Source organism: Koromonas soli (assembly GCF_059726265.1).
In genome coordinates this window covers 2,323,268-2,349,512 of the sequence record NZ_AP040872.1, presented here as the reverse complement: position 1 = coordinate 2,349,512, position 26,245 = coordinate 2,323,268, and the positions used below count along the sequence as shown (strand labels likewise).

Annotated in this window: 23 protein-coding genes; 7 read left to right on the top strand and 16 right to left on the bottom strand. The window is 56.7% G+C overall.

The features are described 5' to 3' along the window. Positions 1-8 precede the first annotated feature (8 nt). Together AC6IY8_RS10185 and AC6IY8_RS10180 are read left to right on the top strand one after the other, a co-directional pair. On the top strand, positions 9-1,232 hold the full coding sequence (locus AC6IY8_RS10185) for a Wzz/FepE/Etk N-terminal domain-containing protein (protein ID WP_497774333.1): 1,224 nt from the start codon (positions 9-11) through the stop codon (positions 1,230-1,232). A 4-nt stretch (positions 1,233-1,236) separates the two neighbouring features. Beyond that, positions 1,237-2,247: a glycosyltransferase family 4 protein gene (locus AC6IY8_RS10180; RefSeq protein WP_497774332.1), complete on the top strand. Its 1,011-nt coding sequence runs from the start codon at positions 1,237-1,239 to the stop codon at positions 2,245-2,247. A gap of 13 nt (positions 2,248-2,260) precedes the next feature. Here AC6IY8_RS10180 and AC6IY8_RS10175 read toward each other — a convergent pair whose 3' ends face one another. From AC6IY8_RS10175 to AC6IY8_RS10155, 5 genes are all read right to left on the bottom strand, one after another. Then, complete coding sequence (locus AC6IY8_RS10175; RefSeq protein ID WP_497774331.1) at positions 2,261-3,586, bottom strand: hypothetical protein; 1,326 nt, start codon at positions 3,584-3,586, stop codon at positions 2,261-2,263. Between the two features lie 23 nt (positions 3,587-3,609). After that, positions 3,610-4,476, bottom strand: a complete 867-nt coding sequence (locus tag AC6IY8_RS10170) for a glycosyltransferase family 2 protein (protein WP_497774330.1) — start codon at positions 4,474-4,476, stop codon at positions 3,610-3,612. Positions 4,477-4,547: 71 nt separating this feature from the next. Continuing rightward, on the bottom strand, positions 4,548-5,468 hold the full coding sequence (locus AC6IY8_RS10165; protein WP_497774329.1) for a glycosyltransferase family 2 protein: 921 nt from the start codon (positions 5,466-5,468) through the stop codon (positions 4,548-4,550). Next, on the bottom strand, positions 5,465-6,067 hold the full coding sequence (locus AC6IY8_RS10160) for a class I SAM-dependent methyltransferase (protein ID WP_497774328.1): 603 nt from the start codon (positions 6,065-6,067) through the stop codon (positions 5,465-5,467). The genes AC6IY8_RS10165 and AC6IY8_RS10160 overlap by 4 nt, the downstream gene beginning before the upstream one ends. A gap of 26 nt (positions 6,068-6,093) precedes the next feature. Further along, positions 6,094-7,650: a lipopolysaccharide biosynthesis protein gene (locus AC6IY8_RS10155; RefSeq protein ID WP_497774327.1), complete on the bottom strand. Its 1,557-nt coding sequence runs from the start codon at positions 7,648-7,650 to the stop codon at positions 6,094-6,096. 192 nt (positions 7,651-7,842) lie between these two features. Here AC6IY8_RS10155 and AC6IY8_RS10150 point away from each other — a divergent pair, with 192 nt between their 5' ends. After that, entirely contained in the window at positions 7,843-9,060 is a 1,218-nt protein-coding gene (locus AC6IY8_RS10150) for a glycosyltransferase (RefSeq protein WP_497774326.1), read from the top strand. Between the two features lie 52 nt (positions 9,061-9,112). Here the strand turns inward: AC6IY8_RS10150 and AC6IY8_RS10145 are convergent, their stop codons facing one another. After that, positions 9,113-10,372 carry an L-lactate MFS transporter gene (locus AC6IY8_RS10145; protein WP_497774325.1) on the bottom strand — a complete coding sequence of 420 codons (1,260 nt, stop codon included), beginning with the start codon at positions 10,370-10,372 and terminating at the stop codon, positions 9,113-9,115. A gap of 277 nt (positions 10,373-10,649) precedes the next feature. On the opposite strand from AC6IY8_RS10145, the gene AC6IY8_RS10140 reads away from it, so the two are divergent. Together AC6IY8_RS10140 and AC6IY8_RS10135 are read left to right on the top strand one after the other, a co-directional pair. Then, a complete protein-coding gene (locus AC6IY8_RS10140) occupies positions 10,650-11,960 on the top strand; it encodes a M23 family metallopeptidase (protein WP_497774324.1) in 1,311 nt (436 codons plus the stop codon). A gap of 176 nt (positions 11,961-12,136) precedes the next feature. Next, positions 12,137-13,015, top strand: coding sequence for an aldo/keto reductase (locus AC6IY8_RS10135; protein ID WP_497778622.1), 879 nt, complete (start codon positions 12,137-12,139; stop codon positions 13,013-13,015). Between the two features lie 60 nt (positions 13,016-13,075). Here AC6IY8_RS10135 and AC6IY8_RS10130 read toward each other — a convergent pair whose 3' ends face one another. From AC6IY8_RS10130 to AC6IY8_RS10120, 3 genes are all read right to left on the bottom strand, one after another. Continuing rightward, on the bottom strand, positions 13,076-14,170 hold the full coding sequence (locus tag AC6IY8_RS10130; protein ID WP_497774323.1) for an NAD(P)H-dependent flavin oxidoreductase: 1,095 nt from the start codon (positions 14,168-14,170) through the stop codon (positions 13,076-13,078). 86 nt (positions 14,171-14,256) lie between these two features. Further along, positions 14,257-15,642, bottom strand: a complete 1,386-nt coding sequence (locus tag AC6IY8_RS10125) for a nicotinate phosphoribosyltransferase (RefSeq protein WP_497774322.1) — start codon at positions 15,640-15,642, stop codon at positions 14,257-14,259. Positions 15,643-15,703: 61 nt separating this feature from the next. Further along, positions 15,704-16,927: a DUF763 domain-containing protein gene (locus tag AC6IY8_RS10120; RefSeq protein WP_497774321.1), complete on the bottom strand. Its 1,224-nt coding sequence runs from the start codon at positions 16,925-16,927 to the stop codon at positions 15,704-15,706. Positions 16,928-17,077: 150 nt separating this feature from the next. On the opposite strand from AC6IY8_RS10120, the gene AC6IY8_RS10115 reads away from it, so the two are divergent. Then, complete coding sequence (locus AC6IY8_RS10115) at positions 17,078-17,440, top strand: hypothetical protein (RefSeq protein ID WP_497774320.1); 363 nt, start codon at positions 17,078-17,080, stop codon at positions 17,438-17,440. Between the two features lie 19 nt (positions 17,441-17,459). Here the strand turns inward: AC6IY8_RS10115 and AC6IY8_RS10110 are convergent, their stop codons facing one another. Next, entirely contained in the window at positions 17,460-20,081 is a 2,622-nt protein-coding gene (locus AC6IY8_RS10110) for a PAS domain S-box protein (protein ID WP_497774318.1), read from the bottom strand. A 72-nt stretch (positions 20,082-20,153) separates the two neighbouring features. Beyond that, positions 20,154-20,498, bottom strand: a complete 345-nt coding sequence (locus tag AC6IY8_RS10105) for a response regulator (RefSeq protein ID WP_497774317.1) — start codon at positions 20,496-20,498, stop codon at positions 20,154-20,156. Between the two features lie 236 nt (positions 20,499-20,734). Between AC6IY8_RS10105 and AC6IY8_RS10100 the strand changes: the two genes are divergently transcribed. Beyond that, positions 20,735-21,721, top strand: a complete 987-nt coding sequence (locus AC6IY8_RS10100; protein WP_497774316.1) for a 3-hydroxyacyl-CoA dehydrogenase NAD-binding domain-containing protein — start codon at positions 20,735-20,737, stop codon at positions 21,719-21,721. Positions 21,722-21,778: 57 nt separating this feature from the next. Here AC6IY8_RS10100 and AC6IY8_RS10095 read toward each other — a convergent pair whose 3' ends face one another. From AC6IY8_RS10095 to AC6IY8_RS10075, 5 genes are read right to left on the bottom strand one after another with little or no spacing between them, the layout of a single operon-like run. Further along, positions 21,779-22,864, bottom strand: coding sequence for a YeiH family protein (locus AC6IY8_RS10095; RefSeq protein ID WP_497774315.1), 1,086 nt, complete (start codon positions 22,862-22,864; stop codon positions 21,779-21,781). 23 nt (positions 22,865-22,887) lie between these two features. Then, on the bottom strand, positions 22,888-23,016 hold the full coding sequence (locus AC6IY8_RS10090; RefSeq protein ID WP_497774314.1) for a hypothetical protein: 129 nt from the start codon (positions 23,014-23,016) through the stop codon (positions 22,888-22,890). Between the two features lie 26 nt (positions 23,017-23,042). Beyond that, positions 23,043-23,816: a uroporphyrinogen-III C-methyltransferase gene (gene cobA / locus AC6IY8_RS10085; RefSeq protein WP_497774313.1), complete on the bottom strand. Its 774-nt coding sequence runs from the start codon at positions 23,814-23,816 to the stop codon at positions 23,043-23,045. Then, on the bottom strand, positions 23,809-24,426 hold the full coding sequence (locus AC6IY8_RS10080) for a precorrin-2 dehydrogenase/sirohydrochlorin ferrochelatase family protein (RefSeq protein ID WP_497774312.1): 618 nt from the start codon (positions 24,424-24,426) through the stop codon (positions 23,809-23,811). Before AC6IY8_RS10080 ends, cobA begins: the two co-directional genes overlap by 8 nt. Beyond that, positions 24,426-26,126: a nitrite/sulfite reductase gene (locus AC6IY8_RS10075; RefSeq protein ID WP_497774311.1), complete on the bottom strand. Its 1,701-nt coding sequence runs from the start codon at positions 26,124-26,126 to the stop codon at positions 24,426-24,428. Before AC6IY8_RS10075 ends, AC6IY8_RS10080 begins: the two co-directional genes overlap by 1 nt. Between the last annotated feature and the right edge of the window lie 119 nt (positions 26,127-26,245).

The following is a 26,245-nucleotide window of genomic DNA, read 5'->3' as shown; positions in this document are numbered from 1 at the left end:
CGGAACCCATGGTCCCCATTGATACCCTCGATCAGGCTCGTGGCCGCCAGGTGAAGATGTCGAGAGACCGTTCCATGCTCGACTTTGTCATCATCCTTGCGCAGCGGCGTAAGTTCATTCTGCGCGTCACCATTGCAACCGCGTTGCTATCGGTAGTCGTCTCGCTGCTGCTTCCGAATAAGTACACGGCTGCCACCCTGGTAATTCCACCGTCGCAGTCCTCGAGCATGAGCTCGGCACTGCTCAGCCAGCTTGGCGGCGGTGCAGCTGGAGCCGGGGCGCTTGCATCGCTTGCCAGCGGAACTCTCGGCATAAAGAACTCTGGCGAGATGTATGTCTCGTTTCTGCGCGAGCGCACTGTGGAAGACGCTGTCATCCAGCGCTTTGGGTTGAAGTCGCGCTATCGTAGCAAGACGATGTACGACGCGCGTGAGGCGTTCGATAAGCACTCAAAGGTGACACTCGGCACTAAGGATGGATTAATTCGAATCGAGATCGAGGATCGCGATCCAAAAGTAGCTGCCGAAATCGCAAATGGCTATGTGGAAGAGTTCAGGAAACTTTCGGCGACATTGGCGATCACGGAAGCATCTCAGCGCCGTCTGTTCTTCGAGCAACAACTGCAGCAGGCAAGAGGAAGCCTGACTGATGCCGAAGAGGCGATGAAGAGCACCGAGGTGTCCACCGGCGTGCTCCAAGTCGACAGCCAGGCGCGAGCGCTGATCGAGGCAGCATCTAACCTGCGGGCGCAGATCGTGGCCAAACAGGTTCAGATCCAGGCAATGCGTTCCTTCGCCACGGATGATAACCCGGAGCTTATCTTGGCCAAGCAGCAGCTCTCCGCTCTTCAAAAACAGTTGAGCAGACTCGCGGGAAAGGAATCAGACGAGTTCCTGGTCTCCAAAGGACGCGCTCCCGAAGCTGGAATGGAGTATCTCCGCAAATATCGCGACCTGAAGTATCGCGAAGCGGTGTACGAGTTGATTGCGAAGCAGTTTGAAATGGCGAAGCTGGATGAAGCGCGACAGGGTGCAGTGATCCAGGTGGCCGATGTGGCCGCACCTCCGGACAGGAAATCGTCACCGCATCGCTCGCTCATCGTCATTCTTGTAACAATGCTTGCATTCTTCGGATCCTATGGATGGTGTGTACTCGCCGATGGCTTCGAGCGCATGAAGAGCAATCCGGCAGAACGAGAGCGTCTGGAAACACTGCGCGCGACGTTGCGATAACACAATGACGGTTTACGCCGATCAGAGGTGGATAGGTGAACACGGCATCGGCAGATTTGCGCGCCGCGTTCTCTCGTCTATCGAGCACCAGCCCCTCACACTGCATTCGAATCCGGCATCGCCGCTGGACAGTTTGCGGCTTGCGCGAGCACTGGGCCAGCTCAGTTGCGACGATCTGTTTTTCTCTCCCGGCTACAGCGCTCCGCTCGCGTGCAAAGCGCCATTCCTTTTCACTATCCACGATCTGAACCACATCGATCGAAATGAAAACAGCAGCTTTGCAAAGCGCTTATACTACGTGACCATTCTGAAGCGAGCGTGTCACATCGCCCGCCGCGTGCTCACGGTTTCGGAGTTTTCGCGAGCGCGTATCGTGGAGTGGTCGGGCGTGCCGGCGGAGAAGGTCGTCAATGTCCGGTGCGGGGTCGATGCTCAATATCATCCCGGCGTGTCCCGCTACCATCTGCCGTTCCCCTACGTTCTTTGCGTTGGAAACCGCAAGAAGCACAAGAATGAACTTCGGACCATCGAGGTATTTGCCAAGGCGAAGATTCCTGCGGGATTGAAACTGGTGTTCACCGGCCAGCCGACGTCTGAGCTCTTGACCCACGCTGCGTCCTTTGGCGTGACCTCGCGAATACATTTCGTCGGCGTAGTGACTGAACGCGAGATGCCGAGTCTTTATCGCAGTGCCGAGGCTCTGTTATTCGTGTCGTTGTACGAGGGTTTCGGCCTTCCAGTGTTGGAGGCGATGGCCTGCGGAACGCCGGCTATTACGTCGAACACCACGGCATTACCGGAGGTAGCCGGCAATGCAGCTCTGCTCGTGAATCCCACTGATGTAGACGAGATCGTCGCAGCGTTGGAGCAAGTATTAAGTGACGTGAGCCTGCGTGAGCAACTGCGAAGCAAAGGCTTGGCGCAGGCTGCACGATTTCCATGGTCGGCAACCGTGAACAAGGTGAGCGAGATTCTTGCCGCTGAAGCAAAGCAGAGCCTGAGGCCAGTGTGCTGAGTGCAGGCTTACCTCAGATATAAACGTTCTCTTGCACCGCCGAAGGCTCAACGAATGATTCGTCTGACTCAGATGGCTTCCTGTCACAGAGGATCACAAGCGTAAACACAGCGCCAAACGGGATCAGTACTATGTTGAAGATTCCTGCGCAGAGTAGCGTGGACCAGAGGCTGGCGGCGGCGATGATGAAGGGTTGTCTCGTGGAAATTGCCTCACGACGAAGGTAGAGCCACACCTGGAACATAAGAACACCGAACAAGACCAGTCCGATGAATCCCACGTGCAACGCCAGAGCGAGTGGCACATTGTCTATGGGAAGCGTGTTCTTCTTTGTAAGCACTGTCCCCAAGCCCAGCAACTTCTCGCTCCAATCGGAGCGGAGTATGAGCCCCGAGTAATATGCCCACTCCTCCAGTCGCATCAACAGCGATCCTGAGTCCTGCAGGCTGCCTGATCCGCTTGAGCCGCCTGAAATCGGCAATCCCGAGCCCATGAAGATTGTGGCAATGCCCATGATGAAGTACAGGAAGGGGAGCAGCAGCCCGCGTCTTGCGCTTCTTCCATAAGTCAGGATTACAGCATACAGACAAGCGCATAGGAACACGAGATAGCACAACCGGGTGAGCGTGGAGAAGCAAGCGGCGGCGGAAATCAGAAAGATCAGCGAGCCCTTCAGCCGTGAATCGCGCATCATGGCAATGCCCAGAGCTCCACTGATCGCGCAGAACAGTCCAAAGCCAAGTCCTGAGGTGAAAAGGCTGAACCCTCGGATTTCTTCAAAGAAGTTCGAGCTGTTGACTTCAAATCTGCCGTCGATGCTTTCCGTGGGCAGCAGAGGTCGGCCTGTGACGAATTGTGCCAACCCAATGACGGCGCAGATGATGAGAAGTGTCGCGATAACCCGAATGATGACGCGTTCCGAAATTGCTCCGCTGAAGGCGAGTAATGCGGGTCCCATCAGCAACAGGAGGTAGTAATCGCTGTAGGACATAAACGCTTCTTTCACCGTCATGCCACAGGCGAGAATCAGGTGCGGAGCATCGGCCAGCAGAAACGCGATACATAGCAACCACATGCGCATCGGAAGCTCGGTCTTCCGAATCGCGGGAAAGACAAACGCTCCGAGCACAGGAATGAATAGAAATGCGAATCGGATGATGGAACTCGTTACCGGCACGCGTCCACCGAGCAAGGCCATTTGCACCTGCGACGAGAGTCCATCCACCAAAGCGAGAATGCAGAAGACAAGCACCGCAAATGCCAGCATTCGATACGCGGGAAGGTCGAAGAAATCTTCGATCTGCAACTCCGACGTTTTTGGCCGTCCCGGTATTCGCAACCTTTTTCTCTCCTTGCGCTGAATCAACGCATGTTATGAGACACAGGAGCCACCTTACAATAATCCACCACTCCGGCCAGAACGCTTCGGCAACCGGCAAAATCCAATCGCAGCAGACGGCGCATAAAGCGAATTGTGACGAACAGGACCTTCGATATCCAAGGGGCTGACGAGTGAAGCTGCAATAGCCGTAAGCCCGAAGCCGTTGAATATCTGGTGAGTACCTGATTGTCGCCGCTGGTACTCGAATTCACCTTGTGCAACACGCGAGACTCTGGGGCAGCGGCAAGTTTCCATCCCCGCTTACGAACTCGCAGGCTGAACTCTGCGTCTTCCCAGTAGAGAAAGAAGCTTTCATCGAGCAGCCCCGCTTCCTCAATCGCGGAGCGCGCAATGAGCATGCTCGCGCCATTCAGCGTTTCGAACCAGTCATCCGGATGGGGCTTGGTGCTGTTGAACAGGTAGCCAATCCAGAGATTCACGCGTCCACCTGCCCATGCCTGCACCGATGAGGGACGGTCGGCGTAATAGCAGACGGACCCCACAGCTCCAATTCGCGGATCTGATTGCGCCTTGGCTATCAGCGCAGCAAGCGCATTAGGAGCGGGCTCAGTATCGTTGTTCAGCAGCCAGATGTAGTCGGCACCGCCACCCAGCGCGTGGCGAATGCCGATGTTATTGCCTCCGGCGAAGCCTAGGTTTGCCTTGCTTTCGAGCAGCAGAACATCGGGGTAGGCTTGGCGAATTCTGGCAACCGAGTCGTTGGTAGAGGCATTGTCAACCACGATGACGGTGAGCTGTGCATAGTCGCATTCGCGTAATGCATCCAGACACTTGATCGTGTCCTGCCATCCATTCCAGTTGAGCAGAATGCAAGAAACGCGCGGCATGGGTGCTGTTTGCGCGGAGGAGCGTAAGTTGATGCGGGATTCAGTGGCGCTAGATGAGTGGACCGAAGGGTTCATAGGTCCTCGCGTTTCCCCATTCTCCCAGTAAGCCCGTCCCAAGTCCCGAGTAAGAAATTACGAATTTTTCGTGTGCGGTCCGGCTCAGCGATGAAGCACTTGATGGTCTCCCGTACCGACTGAGAGAAGGAATGCAGCACCCATCTCGGAAACTTCCAGAAGTACTTTCTATATACGACGACCCGATTTCGAGAAATGTAGTAACGCCGGATAGCATTGTGATTGCTCGGCTGAAACTTGAATCCGAGTACCGAGAACCTGACCGGATGCCCAGCGGAATGGAGGAGCACGGCGTCGCGGGAATCAGCAATAAGGTATCCGGCAGCGCGTATGCGCAAGCTGTACTCGGCGTCCACCAGGTCGATGAAATACTCGGAGGCGAAGTACCCGATCTTATCGAATACCCATGTGGGCATGAGCGCGCCAGAGGTCATTGAAGTGACGGGGCTGCCATCGCTCGTGCGGGCAAACACCGGTTCGATTCCGGATTCAGGCTGCACATAGCTGGGATGCAACGAGCAAACGCGCTCCCGATTGGGATGAACTTGCCATGTCGCAAACATTCGCTCGATGAAGCCGTCAGTTATGCGACTGTCCTGATCGAAAAGAATAACCCACGGGTAAGCCTCGCCGCGGGCAAATCGCACTCCCTGGTTGAGGGCTTCAGCGATGCCCAGGTTCTCCCGGTTTTCAATCAAATGAAAGCCAAGAGACTGGCTTGCGGTACGCAGCATCCCGACTTCCTCAGATGTAGAGCCATTGTCCACCACCACCAACCCTTGCGCCTGGCTGCGTACTTTCGCCATGTTCGTAATCATGGCGGCGCTCGGGTGGTAGGTAACGATCACAGCGCAAACGCTGAACTCACCAGACGAAGTCGTCTTTTTGCTGCGGACGTCGATACCGGAGTTGATCAAACCAGGATCCCCAGCCCATTACTTTCCTTGAAGTTGTAGAACTTTTTCCCTGAAGCCCGAGAGATGTCTATAACCGCTCTCCGCACCCTGTTATAACTTTCGGTGTCGTGGAATAACACGCAATTCGAGTGCATGGCGCTCCAGAGGCCGCAGGCGAAGGTATCCGTGTAGGTGTGGACGATATCGACGTGAATCAGGTCGTAGTGCGTGTCATCCTCGGCGATCCAGTCGCGGTAGTCGCTGCGCACCAGCTTGATATTGGGATAGGGCGAGAGGCGTTGTTTCGTTTCCTCGTACACGTCGCGGCGGCTGGTTGTGTGAATGTCTCCAACAAAGGTGTCCACTCCGGTCACGGATTCGAAGAAGCAGGAGAGGGCTGCGGTCGAGTATCCGAACTCAACGCCGAACTCAAGACAGCGTTGCCGCCCAATGTGGAACCTCGTAATCAGGTCGCCGAGTACGCTCTCAATGCCTTTCCATGCCGAGTCCACCTGCAACATTCGCGGTGGCTGCTGACGTTTTTCTGGAACATAACGAAGAACTGGGACCTTCGGCTTGAATGCGCTGCTGACAAGCGATTTAAGATATTCGACTTGCACTCAATTACCTCACGCTAGGGATGGAGCTACACTGGCCCGGCCGGAACATCTTCTCGAGCCGGGCGCATACGCGCGATCCGTAACAGGTTGGCTCTAAGTTCGGATCGTTCGTTCGATGTCAGTCCTATGAACCACCCAATCAGTAAAGTTGCGAGCATCCACACGGCAACAACCGATGGATTCATCGGAAGCAGTTCATATCTTCTCCAAAACGGCAGAATGAGAACCGTCGGAATGACGCATAGAAACGGCCGCAGGATTCCTTTCACAATGAAGGAGCGCCGCGACACGAGGATAGCGGAACGCGTGAGCTTCATACTCAACGCTATGTGAACACCCACACTCACGAATGCCCCTGCCAAGGTTCCAAGGGCAACGCCCAACGCTCCGACCCTCTGAACTAAGTAGATGCTCAAACTGATATTTACGGCGGCCTCCGCTACCGCTGCAATTGTGGCCAGATGTTGTTTTGCGGTCGCAACTACCACCAAGGAATATGGATAGCCAACCGTACGGATCACGTTGCCCAGAACCATGACCTGGAGAAAAACTGCACTATTCAGCGCATAATCGTGTCCAACCCAGAGCCTCAGGACAGGGTACGCTCCGATCAGAAGCGGCAGTCCAAGAGCACACATTAGCAGAATGCAATACCTCGTAATCTTTATGGTTACTGCCCCAATGTCGGCCGGAGTTCGCGAGGTCTGCAGCGAGGCGATGGCCGGCAAAAGCGGGCTGAACACACTTCCGATCACCATGAGGATGAAATTCGTAGCCGAGGTGGCAATTCCGTAGTAGCCCGTGTTTTTGTAGTCGTAGTGGCCGACGATCACCATATCCAGTCCGCTTACAAACAGATATGCCACCGACCATAGCGAGAGTATGCCGCCGAAGCGCGCCAAACGCAGCGCTGACTTCGGCTCGATCAGCTTGAAGGAAAAATCCACCCGATGACGAACGTACTTATTCCAGCCTAGATATTGTCCCAAGGCGGTCAGTATGTTGAAGATTCCGACTGCCCAGATCAGTTGGTTAAGCTTGCCATGCAGCAGAAGCATAACGACCAAGACAGCCGAGGAAAGCAGCTTGCTACTAAGAGCAATTGCGGTCGGAAACCAGTACTGCTGAAGTCCGGTGAACGTCGCCAGAAATGAGTTGAATGGCAGTGCGATAGCGGCGGAAAGTCCTACCACAAGGACGCCTTCCCGCAGATCTGCAATCAGTGACACGGGCATCTGCCGGAAGAGCTGTGGCACCCGCCAGGTAATAACGCCAATTACCACCGCTCCAATTGCCGCCGACACACACAGAATTGCAAAAGAGCTGCTAAGGGTTCGAGCGCTTGCCCCGAGATCTCCACGTGCATCATATTCGGCGACGTACTTTCCAATCGCGGTCTGTAATCCGAGGTCGAGCAGCGCAATGTAGGCGCTGCATTGTAGAATCAGCACCCAGGCGCTGTACTCAGGAGGCGATAGCCGATGAACGAGCAGCGGAGGCAACACCAAGGCGACCATCATCGAGAGCACTACTCTCAACATGTTGGAAGCCGAGCCCTGCAGGATTTTTAGCTTGTGCGACATGTTGTCTCAGTCTGCGTGACTGCCCAGGTATTCAGGCCGGACGCAGAGAATGTTGTCTCCGTTTACGGCAAGCGGGAATTCTACTATCTTTGACCGTCGAATTGCCGGGCACGATCAAAGGTGTGAATCTGGTTGAAGGCATCCTGAGCCGCAAATGAGCTATTCACAATCTCTATGATGATGGATACGGGCGTGTCGCAACCTCTGAATTCGCAAGAATTTCCATTTTCCAACCTCCGCGTTGCCATCGTTCATTACTGGTTTGTATCGCGTGGTGGAGGCGAGAAGGTCGTGGAGGCGCTCGCCGAAGTGTTTCCTCAAGCCGACCTCTTCACGCTTGTAGCCGATCGCGCGATGCTTGGGCCGGTTCTGCGGAAACACAAGCTGCACACCTCGTTTCTGCGATGGATTCCGGGGGCGACTCGGTTCCATCGGCATTTTCTATTTCTGCAGCCACTGGCGCTCGAACAATTTGACCTGAGCGGTTATGACCTTGTAATCAGTTCGGAATCGGGTCCCGCGAAGGGTGTCATCACGTCCTCGAAGACCTGCCATATCTGCTATTGCCACACCCCTATGCGATACATCTGGGACATGTATTCGGAGTACCGTCGCGGCATGGGGGGGCTGGTCGGAACAATCTTTTCGCTAACCGCGCACTACATGCGAATATGGGATGTCGCGAGTGCCGGGCGCGTGGACTATTTCGTCGCGAACTCACAATTCATTGCTTCGCGGATTCGAAAATACTACGGGCGCGAGAGCACCGTGATAAATCCCCCGGTCGATACAGCCAAAGCAAAGCTTAGCGGCAGACGAGGCGACTACTACCTTGCCGTAGGACGCATGGTGGACTACAAGCGTTTCGATCTTGCGGTCGAGGCCTGCACCCGGCTCGGGCGGCGCTTGCGTGTCATCGGCGGAGGGCCTCGCTACAAGGATGTGCGCAAAATTGCCGGTCCCACAATCGAGTTCCTTGGGACGGTGAGCGATGACGTCTTGCGCGAAAATCTTGCCCAGTGTCGCGCGCTCTTGTTTCCCGGGGAAGAGGATTTCGGAATCGTTCCGGTGGAGGCGCAGAGTTTTGGCCGGCCGGTGATTGCTTACGGCTCCGGCGGTGTACTGGAGACCGTGCGAGGAATCTCGTCTGGCGACCTGTCGCTGGACAATCCTACAGGCGTCTTCTTTCACGAGCAGTCAACCGAAGCCATGATGAATGCGATTCTCGAGTTTGAATCAGTCGAGCACCGCTTTTCGCCGCCCGTTATTCATGAACACTCTCTGCAGTTCTCTTCTGACGTGTTCAAGGCGAGGATTTCCGAGTTTGTGCAGTTCGCGCTGAATGATTTCCGTGAACGCAATCGCGCGGAGGAGTTGAGGAAGGTTCGAGAATCCGACTTTGCGAGATAGCCGGAAACTTACTCATGCCCGGCGGAAGAGAAGTTCCGCCGGGCCTTTTCGTCTACGCCGCCGAGCGCTTCGGGAAGGTCACTGTCTTGCCCGATTCCACTTTCGGGCGCTTAGCTATTAAAGGCAGCACCAGCGAGCAGACCATTACTACGCCGATGACATAGATTGCCGTCTGGTAGCTGCCCGTGGTCTGCCGCACGCGGGCAATCAGGATCGGCGAAGGAACAGCTCCCGCACCCCATGCCAGCAGAATCCAGCCATAGATTCCACCCATGTATTTCGCGCCGAAGAAGTCGGCAGTGAATGAAGGCATCGTGCCGAAGCCTCCTCCATAGCACAGGCCCACGACGGCCACAGCGATTGTGAAGAGTGTAGCCGTGTGCAGGTGCGGCAGCGCAAAGAACACACCAACCTGGATCAGGTAGAGCAGGAAGTACACTCGCGCACGCCCAAGGTAATCGGATACCGCAGCCCAGAACACGCGCCCCAAACCGTTGAAGATCGAGATGACGCCGACAATTCCAGCGGCCGTTACAGGAGTGAGTCCCACCAACTGCTGCGCCATCGGAGACGCCTGGCTGATAATCATGATTCCGGCGGAAACATTGAGGAAGAGCATGAACCAGAGCAGCCAGAACTGCGGTGTGGACATTGCTTCCTTTACGGTGAAATCGTAAGTCGATGCCTGCTTGGAAACGGCGGTGCGTGGCTCCCAACCGGCAGGACGCCAACCCTGCGGCGGGTTCTGATAGAACTGCGCCGTTAGCACGACCACAACGAGGTACACGAGACCAAGCGTCATGAACGTTGCAGGGACGCCACGTTGCAGGATCATGCGTGCCGCGATCGGGCTCATGACCAGTGCGCCCGCGCCATATCCGCATACAGCCACACCGGTCATCAACCCTCGTCTATCCGGAAACCATTTGACAAGCGTAGCTACAGGGCAGATGTATCCCATTCCCATGCCAATGCCCGACACAAGCCCATAGCCAAGATACATTCCCAACAGCGAATTCCTTGCCGACGCCATTGAGGCAATGATGTATCCCAGACCGTAAAGCACTCCGGCGACACTGGCGACGATCCGCGGACCCACGCGGTCTTGCCACAGACCTCCAATGACAGTACCAACCCCCAGGAACACAATCGCGAGCGTAAAGGTGAGCGAAACCTGAGTCAGCGTCCAATGTGCGGAGTTGACGAGCGGCTTTACGAAAACGCTCCAACCGTAAACCGCTCCGAGGCATAGCTGCATGATGACCGCTGCGACAGCAATCAACCAGCGGTTTGCGAGACGTTCCGTGGCCATATCGTTCTCCAGTCTTTATTACGTGCCCAACACGGCAGCTCTGCTTGCCGTTCAGCGGTTCTGATCTGCTTCCCTCCGCGCCGGAACTTTAGGAATGTGATTGCCTGTAAATGGTTTTCTCAGGGCCAATGTTTCGGAGCACATGCTGGAGCAGTGCAGTTGGTTTGTGATCCGAGGCATGTAACGGCTTGCTTAGGTGTGGCGCAGGCACATGCGGAGCATATTTAGGTTCAACCCCTGATCGAACGCAGCTTCTCTGGGGAGCTACAATGATCGGGTGAAAAAAGTCATTCTTCTCGCCATCGTCGTTTTGATTGTCATTCTGCCCCTCGCCATTCTGATTGGCCGCTCCGCAACTCCTGTTGTGGACCTTCAGACTCCGGTCAGCACCATCGGTCAGTCTACCAATATCTCAGTGCACGTCCGCAATAAGCGCGGGATTCGTAAACTGGCCGCCTATGTCGAGCAGAATGGCTCGCAGTATCGCGTGTGGGAAGCTGCACAGCCCTCGAAACTGAAGGACGGCACGTGGAGCTTCGTTACTGGCGTCAACACTACGCCGCAGTTGAAGGACGGCAAAGCAAAGCTGGTTTTCGAGGCTACGTCCAACGACTTCATGCGCAAGACGACGCGCACCGAGCGTGACGTAATGGTGATCACGCGCCCGCCAATGGTCTCGGCAGATTCAGAACAGCACTACCTCTATCAGGGCATGGCGGAGATGGTCACAATGAACGTCTCTGGCACCTACACCGAGGCTGGCGTTCGCGTCGGCGATCAGACGTTCCGGGCATGGCCCATGCCTGGCGGCAAGCCTGGAATGTTCTCGCTGTTTGCCTTTGCCTGGAATATGCCTGCGACGACCGTTCCTGTTGTTTATGCCTCCAACGGCACAGGAAGTGACGCGACCGGCCCCATGGTGATTCAGTTCCCTAAGAAGGAGCAACCGAAGTACACCGTTCACCAACTCCAGATTAGCGATCAGTTCATCCAGAAGGTAGTGAATGAACTCGACCCGAACGGATCGGGAGATCCAGTAGCGCGCTTTGTAAAAATCAACAACGAGATGCGTCGTGCGAACAACAAGACGCTTTCGGACCTGCGCCTCAAAACCGCCGATCACTTCCTCTTCGCGCAGCCTTTCACGCGCCAGTCTCACTCGTCCTCCGAAGCGACATTCGCCGATGTTCGCCATTACATCTACAAGGGTCAGCAGATCGATCAGCAGGTGCATCTTGGTTACGATCTTGCGGTGACGCAGCATGTCGGTGTCGAAGCTTCGAATGATGGCGTGGTGGTTTATGCGGCTCCGCTCGGCATCTACGGAAACTGCGTTGTGGTCGATCACGGCTACGGATTGCAGACCATTTATGGCCATATGAGCCAGATCACGGTCCATGAAGGCGACCAGGTGAAGCGCGGTCAGGTGCTCGGACTTAGCGGCATGACCGGCATGGCCGGAGGCGATCACATCCATTTCGCAATGCAGTTGGACGGCGTGCAGATCGATCCGAAAGAGTGGTGGGACGCACACTGGATCAAGGATCACATCGCTAAGCGCATGAACCTGCCTGGATTCCAAAGCTAGCAATCTAGGCAACTCACATAGAAGCCCGCGCGAGTCGCGGGCTATTCTCTTGTAAAGAAAAACTAAGAGATGCGTTGTCCTGTATTCAGCGGCTCTGCTCCAAGTGCCGCAATCTCGATAATCCAGAGCTCCGCATCTTTTTCCGTCCTGGCGCGACCTCCCGCAATCTGATCAGTATGGCTACAAATAATGTGAATGCGAGCGATACGTTTTCAATTGGCGGCGACCTCACTGTGAACCGCTTAGGCTATGGCGCAATGCGCTTAACCGGCGAAGGCATCTGGGGCGAACCCAAAGACCCGGCCGAAGCCAAGCGCGTTCTGAAGCGTGCTGTCGAATTAGGCGTCAATTTCATTGATACAGCGGACTCTTACGGTCCCGAGGTGAGCGAGCGCCTCATTGGCGAGACGCTCTTTCCTTACGACAAGGGATTGGTGATTGCGACCAAGGGCGGACTTACCCGCTCTGGGCCGAACAAGTGGAATCCGGTGGGTCGTCCGGAGTATTTGCGCCAGTGTCTCGAGATGAGCCTGCGGCGGTTGAGGACCGATCGCATCGATCTTTACCAGCTGCATCGGATCGATCCCAAGGTGCCCGCCGCGGAGCAGTTAGGCGAGTTGAAAAAGATGCAGCAGGAAGGGAAGATTCGCCACATCGGACTCAGCGAGGTGAAGCCCGCCGAAATCGAAGCCGCCCGCAAGATGATCAACGTCGTCAGCGTGCAGAATCTCTACAATATTGGAGATCGTCAGCACGAAGACACTTTGCAATATTGCGAAAAGCACAACATTGCCTTCATCCCATGGTTCCCGGTTGCCGCGGGCAAACTTGCGCAGCCCAGCGGTGTCCTCGATGAAGCAGCGAAGAAGCACAACGCCACGGTAGCTCAACTGGCGCTGGCGTGGTTGCTCCATCGTTCGCGAGTCATGCTTCCGATTCCTGGTACTTCCTCCGTCAAGCATCTGGAAGAGAACATGGGCGCTGCCAAAATCAAGCTGAGCAATGCCGAGTGGGATTCGCTTGAACAGCAGGTGAAGCAAGTACAGGCCGCATAGCCGCATAAAAGCCGTGAAAACACAGGCCCATTCGCAATGGACGGGCCTGTGTCGGTTCTTCTACGCGAGCACCGTGCTGGAACTCGATTGCAACCTTGCCAGAGTGCCCTCGGCTTCGCGCACCAGTTTCTCAATCAACTCCGCGGCTGATTGCTGACGCGCCATCCGTAATCCCTGCCCGGCCCAGAGGGACAAGAATTCGGCTCGTCCTTGCTTGGCTGCGGCTGTGCGCAGCGGACGCGTGAGCGCATTTTGCAGCGGGAATGGCGGAATCGCCGCATCACCCATCGCGTCCACATCCGTCATGAAGCGGTTAATCACACCCCGCGCCGGGCGCCCAGAAAAAGCTCGCGTCAACCTCGTCCGGTCTTCGGTCGCATGCAACAGCACCTGCCTGTACGCGCTGGGAATTCCCGACTCATTACACGTGAGGAACGCGGTTCCCATTTGAACAGCTGATGCTCCGAGCGCGAGCGTAGCAACAATTCCACGTCCATCCATGATGCCGCCTGAGGCGATTACCGGCACACGCACGGCGTCCACGACTTGCGGCACAAGAGAGATGCCGCCGATCATCCCTTGCGCGAAGTCGCCGGAGAATGTGCTGCGATGACCGCCCGCTTCATGTCCTTGAGTCACGATCGCATCCACGCCTGAGCGCTCGATCGCGATTGCCTCATTCACGGTCGTCGCAGTTCCAATCAGAAACATCTTGCGGGCCTTGATAGCCTCGACAGCTTTCGATGGCAGAAGCCCGAGTGTAAAGCTGAACGCCGACGCGCCGCTCTCGAGCGCAGCGACCAACTGCTGTTCGAATGCGTCTTCCGGCGCCTTCGGTTGCCCGGGAGCAGGAAGCCCCACCTCAGCGAAGAATGGGGCAAGGCGGTCGAGCATCGTTTGAGGAATGGTGGCTTGCGGTGTGCTCTGCGGAGCGAATAAATTGATGCCAAATGGGCGCGATGTTCGCTCGCGCACCTTGGCGGCGGTGCTAGCAATCTGCTCCGGGGTCAGGTAGGCGGCGCCGATGAACCCAAGTCCGCCTGCGTTGCAAACGGCTGCCACCAGCTCAGGAGTGTCTCCTCCTCCCGCTAGTGGTGCCTGAATGATTGGGTGTTGGAATCCGAGTCGCTGTGTCAGTTCGGTTCGTAAGCTCATTCTGTCCCCTTGTGTCGCGCCTGCGATGACCGCAGTGCACGCACTGTTAACAGATGCATCGCCGAGAGCTACGAAACTGAATTTTGCTACACGATAATAGGAACGTGCGCGACGCCAGCCAATCCGAAGACACGCTGATAACGCTCAACTTCCTTCGGCGCTCCCAGCGCTTTCTCGAAGTTATCAGAGAGCTTTACCGCAGGGCGTCCATCGGCATCGTTCAGCTTGCAGACCAATCCGATGGGATTGAATCCGTCATCACCGCGAGGATTGCAGCCGCGGAAATCGTTGGTGAGCAGAGTTCCCCATCCTGCGCTGAAACGAATACGGCGATCTGGATCCCACTTTTTGCTGTCCTCAAAATCGGCCGCGCTGGTGAAGTCCTCCGGTAGGAAGCCATTGCGGATGGTTCCCGCGAAGTAGGCGTGCAGGCTCAGTATCTGCTGCACATCGAGCGCGTCGGACGCGATAAACAGCTTCTCGCGTGGATCTCGACCTCGCGATTCGAGCCACTGAATGTATTCGTCTCCGGCTAGGAACGGATCTTTGCTGTCGGCGCGCTGGCCTGTCCAGTCTGCGACCCAGTCGGGTGCGTCGCGCAGGAACTGCGTCGTACCAAATGTATCGGGCAGCATAATCAGCAACTCTCCCTGGTAAGTCTGCTGCCACAGGTCAAGCAAATGGTACTGCGAAGCCTTCAGCTCTTCGTCATTGTTGGCGAGCGCCGCCAGAGCCATCGGCAACTCGTGTGCGTTCGTGCCAATGGCTTCAAGGTTGTGCTTGTATGCGAGATAAGTATTGGATGTGCCACTGAAACTGCTGCCAAGCACATCGCTCATCGCTTTCACAACATACTCCTGCCACAAGAAGCTGTGGCGACGTCGTGTCCCAAAATCGCTCAGACGCAGCCCGGGCGCGCCACGCAACCGAGCCATCTTTTCCCAAAGCTTTGTTTTTGCTCGCGCGTACAGGATGTCGAGTTCAAATTCGCTAAGGCGCTTGAGACTGGCGCGAGTCCGCAACTCGCTTACGGAAGCGAGCGCGTATATCTCCCACATGGACGTGTCCGTCCACAGTCCGCTGAACCTCAGCGTGAGCCTGCCATCTTCCACCGATAGCTCGTAGTCCGAGAGCCGGAAGTCGTACTCAAGCCACTCCAGGAAATCAGGTTCGAAAATCCCTCTCTTCCCGTAGAAGGTATTTCCCGCAAGCCAGATCAGTTCGGACTTATGGAAGCGCAGTTGCCGCGTATGTTCCAGTTGCTCACGCAATTCATCGACATCTATCAATTCAGGCAATTGCACGCTTGCAGGGCGGCTGCTGAGGACGAACGTCGCATGCGTCTTCGGAAAGTGCTTCCAGATGAACTGCAGCATCAGCAGCTTGTAAAAGTCGGTGTCGAGGAGCGACCGCGTAATCGGGTCCAGCTCCCAGTTGTGGTTGTGTGCGCGCCGGGCGAGATTGATGATCACGATTCGACAACTTTATAACCGTTCAGGCGCATGCACAATGTTCGTTTGCAAGAGACGGTTTTCAAAACAGAGAAAGTTGCCGCAAAGACGCGCGTTGCGGCCGTTTCCCGGGTTTCGGGTCTCGGTCGAAGACCGTGCGGCCGTCGAGCGAGGCGGATATTTCGTGTTCATGGGCGATGGCAGCCGCAAAGTCCGCCAACGGTTCGCGCTGCTCTTCAACCGCACGTGTTAGTCGATCGAGCCGTCGGAATCCATCGCGCTTTTCGGAGTGGTCCAGCCGCGCTTTATCGAGCGCGTTGCGCAACACTGAAATCGATTCGTCATAGGTCTTCAATGGCACGGGGAAGGGATGCCCATCCTTGCCGCCGTGTGCAAATGAGAACCTCGCAGGATCGGAAAACCGGCTAGGCGCGCCATGCACCATTTCGGCTACCAGCGCCAGCGACTGCAGTGTGCGCGGCCCCAATCCCGGCGTCAGGAGAAGTGATGCAAAATCGCGGAGCTCCTGCTCGTGAGCTACGGCCAGCACCGCTCCGAGCCGCTTGAGATCTACATCCTCGGCTCGAACGTCATGATGCGCAGGCATCGTCAGTTTGCGAACCTCTGCGAGCGAAGCATCCACCGGTTCCTCCACGATCTGCAGCAATGCGTTCTGTGCTTGTGCAGCACGGGAATCCACTAGGTTCAAGATGATGCCCTGCGGCTGGCCAAGTATCGCGGCGTGCGGGTTCGAGGTGAAGTCCCTTACCTCAGAAGAATGCCAGTGGTAACGCCGCGCGAGATGCGTGTCGGCATTCATGCCCTGCTGCACGACGGCCCACTCTCCTGTACTGCTGATGATGAAGGAGTGCAGGTACAGCTGAAATCCATCAGCAATCGCGTTGTTGTCGATGCGTGCGGTAAGACGGCTGGTACGCGCCAACGCTTCGCCATCCAATCCCACGCTTTCGGAATAGGACCGCAGCTCGTCAGGTGTGCGCCGAGAGTGGCGACCGCGACCTCCGCAAACGTAGAGTCCTATGTCTGCCACTCGCGGATTGAGCCCGCGCTTGAGTGCTCCCATCACTGAGGTCGTGATGCCAGAGGAGTGCCAGTCCATTCCCATTACACAGCCGAGCGCTTGAAACCAGAATGGATCGCTCATGCGCGTGAGCACTTCCGAGGGCCCGTAAGAAGCCACGATGTGCTCAACGATCAAGGTTCCGAGCTTCGTCATTCTTTCGCCGAGCCAGGCCGGTACGCGGCCTCCGTGCAGGGGAAGATCGGCTGTGCCGGAACGTTTCATATATCCATTTTGATGGCAAACGCCGCCCAGGAAAACACCTTTGCGGCTTAGTTCACAACTTCCGATCTGCCTGGTTCAGAGAAAAAACGAGGGCAATAGGGCATTTTCCCTGTGGCGCAGAACGTACTTAGCAGGAGAAAATGTGAGTAGATGATCGACTCAGGACAGACGAAGGTACTCGCAATCACCCGGCGAACCGCGCAGTTGTGCGCGACGCAATCAGAACTGCATATGAATGGGATCGAACTGGTCGCGGCCACCAGCCTAGCGATGGTTAAGGTCGTTCTGAAGTCCATGGACGTGAAGGGTGTCATCGTCTGCAAGAATTCCTGGTCGGAGCCCGAGCGTGAAAACATTGTTCAAGAAGTTGATGCACTTCGTCCGGGAACGGTCCTCATCATGCGCTGCTTGGGCTGCACTGGATGCAACGAGGCCGCAGGCATTCCGGGCATGTTGAAGGACACCGCACCGCTCACTCAATTGATCATCGCCATTGATAATGGCGATGCTTAGCGTCCCTGCTATTTGCTGATCAGCGCTCGAAGGGGATGAATACAGAGAAGCAAGTTCCTGACTTGCCTCCATTGGTTCTGCTGCGCAGGTGCATCGTTCCTTCGTATTTGCGCAGAATATCTGCGGTGATCCAAAGACCGAGCCCCGTTCCACTTTCGCCCTTGGTGGTAAAGAACGGCTCGAAGATCTTGTTGCGTACCTCTGGCGGAATTCCGGGACCATCGTCAGCCACCACCACGCGCACTCCCAGTTTTTCGCTGCGATGGTCGCGTGATTCGTAGGCGCGGAGTGTGATTGTGCCACGGCGCGGGCCCACGGCTTCGATTGCATTGCCCACAAGATTCGCGAACATCTGCCGCAGTTCTCCCGGCAGAGCGAGGATTTTCTGTTCGCACTCGACCTGCTGTTCAAGCCGGATTTTTGTGTGCTTGATCTTTCGCTCATAGAGTCCAACGACGCTGCCAAGAATGTCGCCAATGCGGACGGGGATGGGCTTGGCGGCCTCGCGCTGGAAGGCGAGCATCTGCTGAGTCATCTGCGTTACTCGCGCCAGTTCCTGGCTGGCCATGGCGACCAATTCGCGGGTAGAGTCTTCGCGAGTGTCCTGCCTGATCAGGTATAGCAATCCGTTAATAGCATCCAGCGGATTATGTATCTCATGAGCAATGGTAGCGGCGAGGCGTCCGGTAGTGGCAAGACGATCACTATCCCGCACCGCTTTTTCCGCCCGGCGCTGTTCGGTTACGTCATGGAATACGAGCACCACTCCGACGAGTGCACCCTCGCGATTTCGAATAGGCGCAGCTGAGTCCTCAATCGGAATTTCGTTTCCGTTTCGCTGAATCAGCATCGTGTGATTTGCCAGACCTACTACGCGCCCAGATCGGATCACTCGGGCGACCGGGCTTTCTGGCTGGACTCTTGTTTCTTCCTGAATGATGCTGAAGCAGCTCTCCAGAGGTTGGCCTAACACTTCGTCCAGAGGCCAGCCGGTTAGAGATTCAGCGGCTGCGTTCATAAACTGAACGTTGCCATGTGCGTCGGTTGAGATTACGGCGTCGCCGATGCTGGCGAGCGTGGTGGACCAGCGTTCTTCGCTGGCGCGCAGAGCTTCCTGAGCCTGCTTGCGTGCGGTGATGTCGAGAATGAACGAGACACCTTCATCGCGATTGTCTTCCCAGGCTACGGCAGAGAAGAGTCCCCACACTCGCTTTCCATCTTTGCGAATGAACTCTTTCTCGTAAGGCAGATGCATGCCGGTCTCGCGAACCTGGCGTCGCGCATCTTCGTCTGCTTCGTAATATTCGGGCGGCGTCATGTTCGCCCAGTTAAGGCGTCCGGCATGCAGGTCTTCGCGGGTATAGCCCGTCATGCTGAGGAAACGGTCGTTGACATCGATTACGCCGCCGTCAATGCGCCAGTAAAGGATGGCGAACAAGTCGGTTTCGTAAAACCGGCGCAGGCGCGCCTCAGTCCGTTTTCGCAAGGTGATGTCGCGAAGAATTACCGTGTAGATTTTCTGGTGATCGGTCTCAAGTTGAGAGATTGTAGCTTCGATCGGGAACTCCGAACCATCCGCGCGCGCTGCCATGAGGTTGGCAGGAGACTGCATTGATCGTTGCGTGCGTCCATCGGTGCCGAACCGTTGGATGTGCTCACGATGCGCGGCGCGTGACGATGCGGGGATGAAACGGTCGAGCGTGGTGCCAAGTGCTTCGGCGGCGGAACAGCGGAATGCAACTTCAGCCGCATGGTTGAACAGCACGATACGCTGCTGATCATCGACAGAGATTACGGCGTCCATGGCGGAGTCGATGATGCCCTGAAGCTTCGCCTCGCTCGCACGCAGCCCGGCCCGGCTAGTCCACAGCTCCTTTTCGGTTTCTCTCTGCCTGCTGACATCTGTGTTGGTGCCGAACCAGCGTGCGACCTTCCCCTCGCTATCTTGCAGCGGCATGACACGGGTCAGAAAGGGGCGGAAGATACCATCGGCCCCACGCAGTGGAAAGGTCATGTCAAACGGCTCGCCGGTGGCGATGGACGACTTCCACTTCTCCATCACGTCGGGCAGCACTTGCGGGTCATGGACCTCTTGCCAGCCCCATCCGCACATCTGCTCGGGAGTAGTGCCGGTGTAGTCGTACCAGCGCTGGTTGTACCAGAAGATCCACCCATCGGCATTTGCCATCCAGCACAGTTGTGGAATGGCGTTGGCGAGGGTCTCAAATTGCGATTCGCTTTGCTTGAGCTTAGTTTCTGCTGCCTGTAAGGTCTCGGCCTGTTTCGCTGCGGCGAGCTGGTGCTCATATCGGCGGCAGCGCCGTGCTACCTCGCTGACGACCAAGCCCATGAAGCAGAAGACAAACATGGACGCGAGATCGGCGACGCGAGCACTGCCAAAATGTCCAGGTTGGAAGATGAAGAGCTCGGCGACTGCACAAGACAGAAGTGTTGCCGTGACTCCGGGCCAGAAACCAGCCAGTAAGGCCACCAGCATCGTGGCGGGATAAAAGATGATAAAGACCGGTAGAGGGAAATACTGCACCACCGCTCGACGCAGCAAGGATGCAAGAGCGACGGCGATCACGGCTGTCAGAAATCGAACACTGCGCCTACTGGAAAAATTCGTCAGCTTTAACATCCGGCAGACCACCACGCAGAAAGAAACTTGCAAGCTGAGGACTTACCTCTGGTGTCAGGCTCCCAAAGGTACTTATGTAGCCAGAAGCTGTTGGAGATCGTCGAGAAAGTCGGTTGGTGAAATACCTTTAACAGCGCGTTTGTCTATCCACTGCAGTGCCTGCTCGGGGACATCAACGTAAGCGGACAGCAGCAGGATTCGGACCCAGGGCTTGAGCCGTTTCATCTCCGCAGCGACCTCGTCTCCATTCATACCGGGCATGGAATAGTCGAGCACAACGGCTCTGATTGGCTTGGAGCGAAAAATCTCCAGCCCTTCGGGGCCGCTCTGAGCGGTCAACACTTCGTAGCCCTGTCGTTGCAGTAACATCTTGCGCACCTGCAATCCAAGACGCTCGTCGTCAATGCAAAGAATCATAGGCCATAGTAGCTGAGCTGAACTGACTCGAACAGCACAATAACGGTGGCATGCCGTTTTGAGGCGAACAGTGATTGGTGAACAAATGGCGAGTGATGAAGATCACAAAATTATTGGGTAGTGCGAACTGCGCCGCGCTGGGGGCGAACGCTTCTAGGTAAAGAAATACCAAGCTTGCAACAAACAATTCCGGTACGCTGGCACCACGAATTGAGACCAGCGAGGGGGCGCGCAGCATGAACACAACAAGCTTCAACAATGCATCCGAAGTTCTGAGACGTTATCAGCAGGTGGCCGTTACCGGCGCTGGGTTGATCGGACTTTCCTGGACAGCACTATTTCTTGCGAATGGATTGAATGTACGCGTTTACGATCCGCGCGAAGACCTTGAGCAGGCAGTGCGCGACTTTCTGGCGAATGCCGCTCCGGCTTTGCGTCAGTTGGGATACTCGACCGAAGGATATGAGAAGCGTGTGCGTGTCGAGCATGATCTCGAGGCAGCGACCCGGGATGCCGATCTGGTGCAGGAGTCGGGTCCGGAAAAGATTGAGTTTAAGCGCGAGTTCTTTGCCAAGCTTGAGCAGTGGGTGAAACCGAACGCTCTGCTGTTCTCATCCACGTCGAGCTTGCGTGCGACTGAGATTGCGCGCGAGATGAAGAATCCTGCACGCATGATGGTGGGACATCCGTTCAATCCTCCGCACATCATGCCATTGGTGGAAATCGTTCCCGGCGAGAATACGGATTCTGAATCTGTGCAGGAAGCCGTTACCTTCTATCGCGCGCTGGGGAAGGCGCCCGTCGTGCTGCATCGCGAGATCAATGGATTTGTCGGCAACCGACTGCAGGCAGCGGTGCTGAGAGAGAGCATGTATCTCGTGCAGGAGGGTGTGGTTTCCGTCGAAGAACTCGACACGCTTGTAACCAACTCGCTTGGACTGCGCTGGGCCACGGTGGGACCGTTCAAGGGAATTCATCTTGGCGGCGGCCCCGGCGGCATCGCGCATTTCCTCACCCATCTTGGACCGATGTTCGAGGGATTGTTCCGAGAGTTAGGCGATGCGCACATTACTCCTGAAAGCACAGCGGAGTTGGCACGGCAGGCAGATGCCGCATACGGACCGATGCCAAATCCGGCTATGGCCGCCGAACGCGATCGCAAGCAGTTGGGGATTTTGCAAAGCCATGCTGGAGTGATGAAGGCAATGGCAGCGGCGAAATAAAAATGTGGGCCGGACGCGTCTGAATACTACGTCCGGCCTACTGCAAGCGTTACCTGATCACAGTCCCCAGAAGGCGTTGGCGGCGACGACCAGACCGAGTGTTAACAGCGCGATGAAGACTTCGCCGACGGCTCCGACGATGAACGGGCGCAATCCCTGCTTCGACATCTGGTGGAAGTTGGTGCGCAATCCTACCCCGGCGAAGGTCAGCAGGAAGGCCCAGCGGGAGAGATTTGCGAGCACGGAGACCTGATCTTTGCTGAAGGTGTGAAGGCTCACCAGTACCGAGATCGCGATGAATCCAAGAACGAACTTGGGAAACTTCTCCCACAGGAAACGACCTTTGTTTGTGACCGTGGCAGCCTGTCCACGCTTGGCCCAATAGACGGCGTAGGCGAGCACCACGAAGCCGATCATCGCGTTGCGGCAGGTCTTGGTTAGCACGGCAACTTTGCCGGCAGCATCGGAAAAGAGCGCGCCTGCGGCGGTTGCTTCCGCAGTGTTATCGACGGCCAACCCAGCCCACAAGCCGTAGGCGTTGTTGCTCATGTGCAGCGCGTGTCCGATGAGCGGGAAGGCGACGAGTGCGATGGCTCCAAGCGCGAGAATAGCAGCGATGGCGAAGGACGAGTCTTCGTCATCGGCGTCGATGGCGCCCTTGGTGGCGATGATGGCCGAAACGCCGCAGACAGAAGAGCCGACGGCGAGAAGCGTCGTCAACTTGGGGCGGAGCTTGAAGATGCGCCCGAGCGCAGTCATGAGCGCGAGCGAACCGGCGATCTCGACAACTACGAGTCCGAGGCTGATGCCTCCTAGCTTGGCGATATCGGCAAAGACAAAGCGAGACCCGAGGAGCACGATGCCTGCCTTGAGCCAGAACTCATAGGTGGAAACACCGGCTTCGAAGATTTTCGGAATCGTGAGCGTGTTGGAGATCACCAGTCCAATGGCAATTGCCCAGAGCACATACTCCACGTTGGGTATGACGAGGTGGTGCGCTTTGGCGTAGCGTGTGATGCTCTGTTCGATGATCTTGCCTGCGTAGCCAATGGCCGTGAGCAGAAGCACTCCGGGGATGTATCGCAGCACACGCGCAAAGGGATTTTGAATCTCGATGTTCTGAACAGCAACGTTGGTGGACATGGTGATTTCCTCTCGTCGATGGCTTACCAGGGGATCTGCTTGATGGCGCCAACGCGCACGAGCAGGGCTAAGGTAAAGGCGAACAGCACAGCCCACACATCGAGCGACAGCTGGAAGCGGGGAACGGGAACTGCCTGATTTTCTTCTGACATTTCAAACTCCTTCTAATCTCTGAAACCTAATCTCTGAACCCTTGAGCAGAATCGGATTGCAAACTTGCGAGAGTTGCAGTGGCGAGATCCACCTGTTCCACCGCGTTGAGGCAACGTCCCACGAGAACGTGTGCGGGAGCTGGCAACGCATTGCAGTGGGCCAACCGGTTGACTGTGGTGAACAACACTTGCTGATCTGGAAGTGAAGCACGCGAGACAACAGCACAAGGCGTTTGCGGGTCGAGTCCCGCTGAAGTGAGTTGAGTGGTGAGCGTGCGATAGTCTGAGCCCGGCATGTAGATGGCGAGTGTGGAGCCGGAGTTCACGAGGCGATCCCATTCGGCGGCACCGTTTTCATCTCCACGATGTGCTGTTACAAGCACGAGGCTCGAAGCAAAGCGACGATCGGTGAGAGAGCTTCGGGCAGCGGCAGCAGCAGCGAGCGCGGTGGTGATGCCGGGAACGATTTCGAACTCGATGCCAGCTTCAACCAAGGCGTCGATCTCTTCTCCGGCGCGGCCAAAGACAGAGGGATCGCCACCCTTGAGACGGACGACACGAGCTGAATTTTCTGCGTGTGTGATGAGCAGAGAGTTGATTTCCGCCTGCGACAGCAGCTTGCGTCCGAAGCGCTTTCCGATGTCGATACGTTCGGCCTGAGGGCCGATCAGGTTCAGGATTGCCTCGGACACGAGCCCATCGTGCAGAACCACGCTGGCGGTCTGAATGAGGCGCAGGGCCTTCACGGTGAGCAGATCGGGATCGCCGGGTCCGGCGCCCACCAGGAAAACCTTACCCATGGCGCACCTCCCCCGAATGCTGGCGTGATGCGCGGAAACGCTCGTACACCGGGCGCGAAGCAATCTGGTGCAGGGCGCGCACGCGAAGCTCGGTGGCGACGCGAAGGCGGATGTAGAGATTGCGAACTTCTCCGAGCCAGCGCAACCAACTCGCATACGACTCGTCGTAGCGATCTTCCAGTTCTCGGCGGATGCGTTGTGCCAGCGCGGGACTCTTGCCGTTGGTGGAGATTGCAATCTGCAGATCGCCGCGCTGCACGATGGCACCGTAGTAGAAATGGCAACGCTCCGGCTCATCGACGGCATTGCAGAGAATGCCCAGGATGTCAGCGGCGCGAAATATCTGCTCGTTAATGTGTGGCTCGCCGGTGGCGGCAATCACCAGCATGTTTCCGCTCAGGTCTGCGGGTTCGAATGCGCGAGCTTTCCACGTGATTTCGCCGCGAACAATACGCTCGCGAATCGCCTCGTTCACCTGCGGAGCGACGAGTGTGATCGACGCGCCGGAGGTGATGAGCGAGTGCAGTTTCTGCTCGGCGATGCGGCCTCCTCCGACAACGAGGCACTTGCGCCCATGCAACTTGAGGAAGATTGGGAACAGGGTAGCCATCAACCCTCCACTCCGTGCGGGACTTTTCCGTTGGGCAGGTCGCGCTCGATATTCTGGGAAGGCGCGCCGGCGAGGAATGTGCGGATCTCTTCGTTGCTGTGGCGGCCAAAGAACTGCCGAAGGTTTTCACCATCGGTGCGCTGTCCGACATAGGTCTTCAGCAGCCGCTCGATAGCACCAGGAACTTCGGTGGCAAGTGCGCGATATCCAACAGGACGCGCGATGGCCTGCTCGCGGCCAACGCTTCCGCCGACGCAGAAGTAGTAAGCGTCCTGAAGCTTGCCATCGACTTTGAGTTTCTTGCCCTCGAGTCCGAGGTCGGAGATCCAGTGCTGTCCGCAACTGTTGGGGCAGCCGGTGATGTTCAGGCGCAACTGCTCGTCGAAGCCAGGGACGCGTCCCTCGAGCTCTTCGACAACCCAGCGGGCGAACGACTTTGTTTCGGTGATGGCTAGCTTGCAGAATTCAGTGCCGGTGCAGGCGACGGCTCCGCGCCAGAAGACAGAGGGCTCAACCTGCATTCCGAGCGCGTTCAATTCGCGTGCGAGTTCGGCGGCGTTTGCGTTTGGCACGTTGACGAAGATGAGGTTTTGCATCGTCGTCGTTCGCACCTCGCCGCCACCGAGGCGGTCTGCGAGGTCGGCCGCCGCATGCAGTTGATCGGCGCTGGTGCGGCCGCGAAGAATCGATGCGCCCACATAGCTGAGGCCCGACTGTTTCTGCGGATGAATGCCGACATGATCGCGGAAGACACCGGTCGGGAATTCTTCCTGCTCGGCGCGATCGAATTTGTATCCCAATCGCCGGTGGAGTTCATCGAGAAAGGTCGTCTCGTTCCAGTCATGCTTGAGGAAGAGGAACTTGAGGCGGGCTTGTTCGCGGCTCTGTCGGAGAACGTCAGCGTCGCGGAAGATTTCGGCGACGGTGCGAACCGTTTCGGTGACCTTCGCTTCGGGGATGAACGCATCGAGCTTCAATGCAAGGTGAGGCTGAGTGGAAAGTCCTCCACCGATGCGAAGATGAAATCCGCGCTCGTCACCGGAGGCGCGTTTGCGAATCGCGGCGGTCAAGCCGACATCGTTGATTTCAGGATAGGTGCACCACTCGCGGCAGCCTGTAATGGAGATTTTGAATTTGCGTGGAAGATTGTAGTAATCGCCGTTACCGACGAAGAAGCGATTCAACTCCAGAGCGAGCGGGGAAGCGTCGAAGACTTCGTGTCCATCGACGCCTGCCAGAGGGCATCCGGTGATATTGCGTGTAACGTCTCCGCAGGCGCCCATGGTGGAGAGTCCCGCAGCATCGAGAGACTGGAGAAGATCGGGCACGTCTTCGATGCGCACCCAGTGAAACTGCACGTTCTGACGAACTGTGATGTCGGCAAGTCCGCGTGCATATCTCTGAGACAGATTGGCCAGAGTGCGAAGCTGCGTGCTCGTGAGAATTCCGTTGGGAATGCGGATGCGTACCATGAAGTAGGGAACTGACTTGCCTTCGCCACCGGCTCCGCCAATAGCGCCAACACCGTCTCCCTGCGTGTACACGCCCCATGAGCGAAAGTAGGTGCCCATCCACTCGGGCGTGATGGATTCGTGTCCCTCGCGCGCAAAACGACGAATCTCGTCCATGCGCTCCCATGCGTTCTTTTCGCGCTTCAGCCGCTCTACCCGCTGAGCCTTCGTCTCTTTTACTTCGCTCACTTGAACCCCAAATAAAAAACCACCCGCCGTTAAATGCTGGCGGGTGGTTTTGGAAACTTGATCTTGGTTAGGCTACTGCACTACCTCGATCCCCTTTGCGCCAGCAGATGTCATGCCGC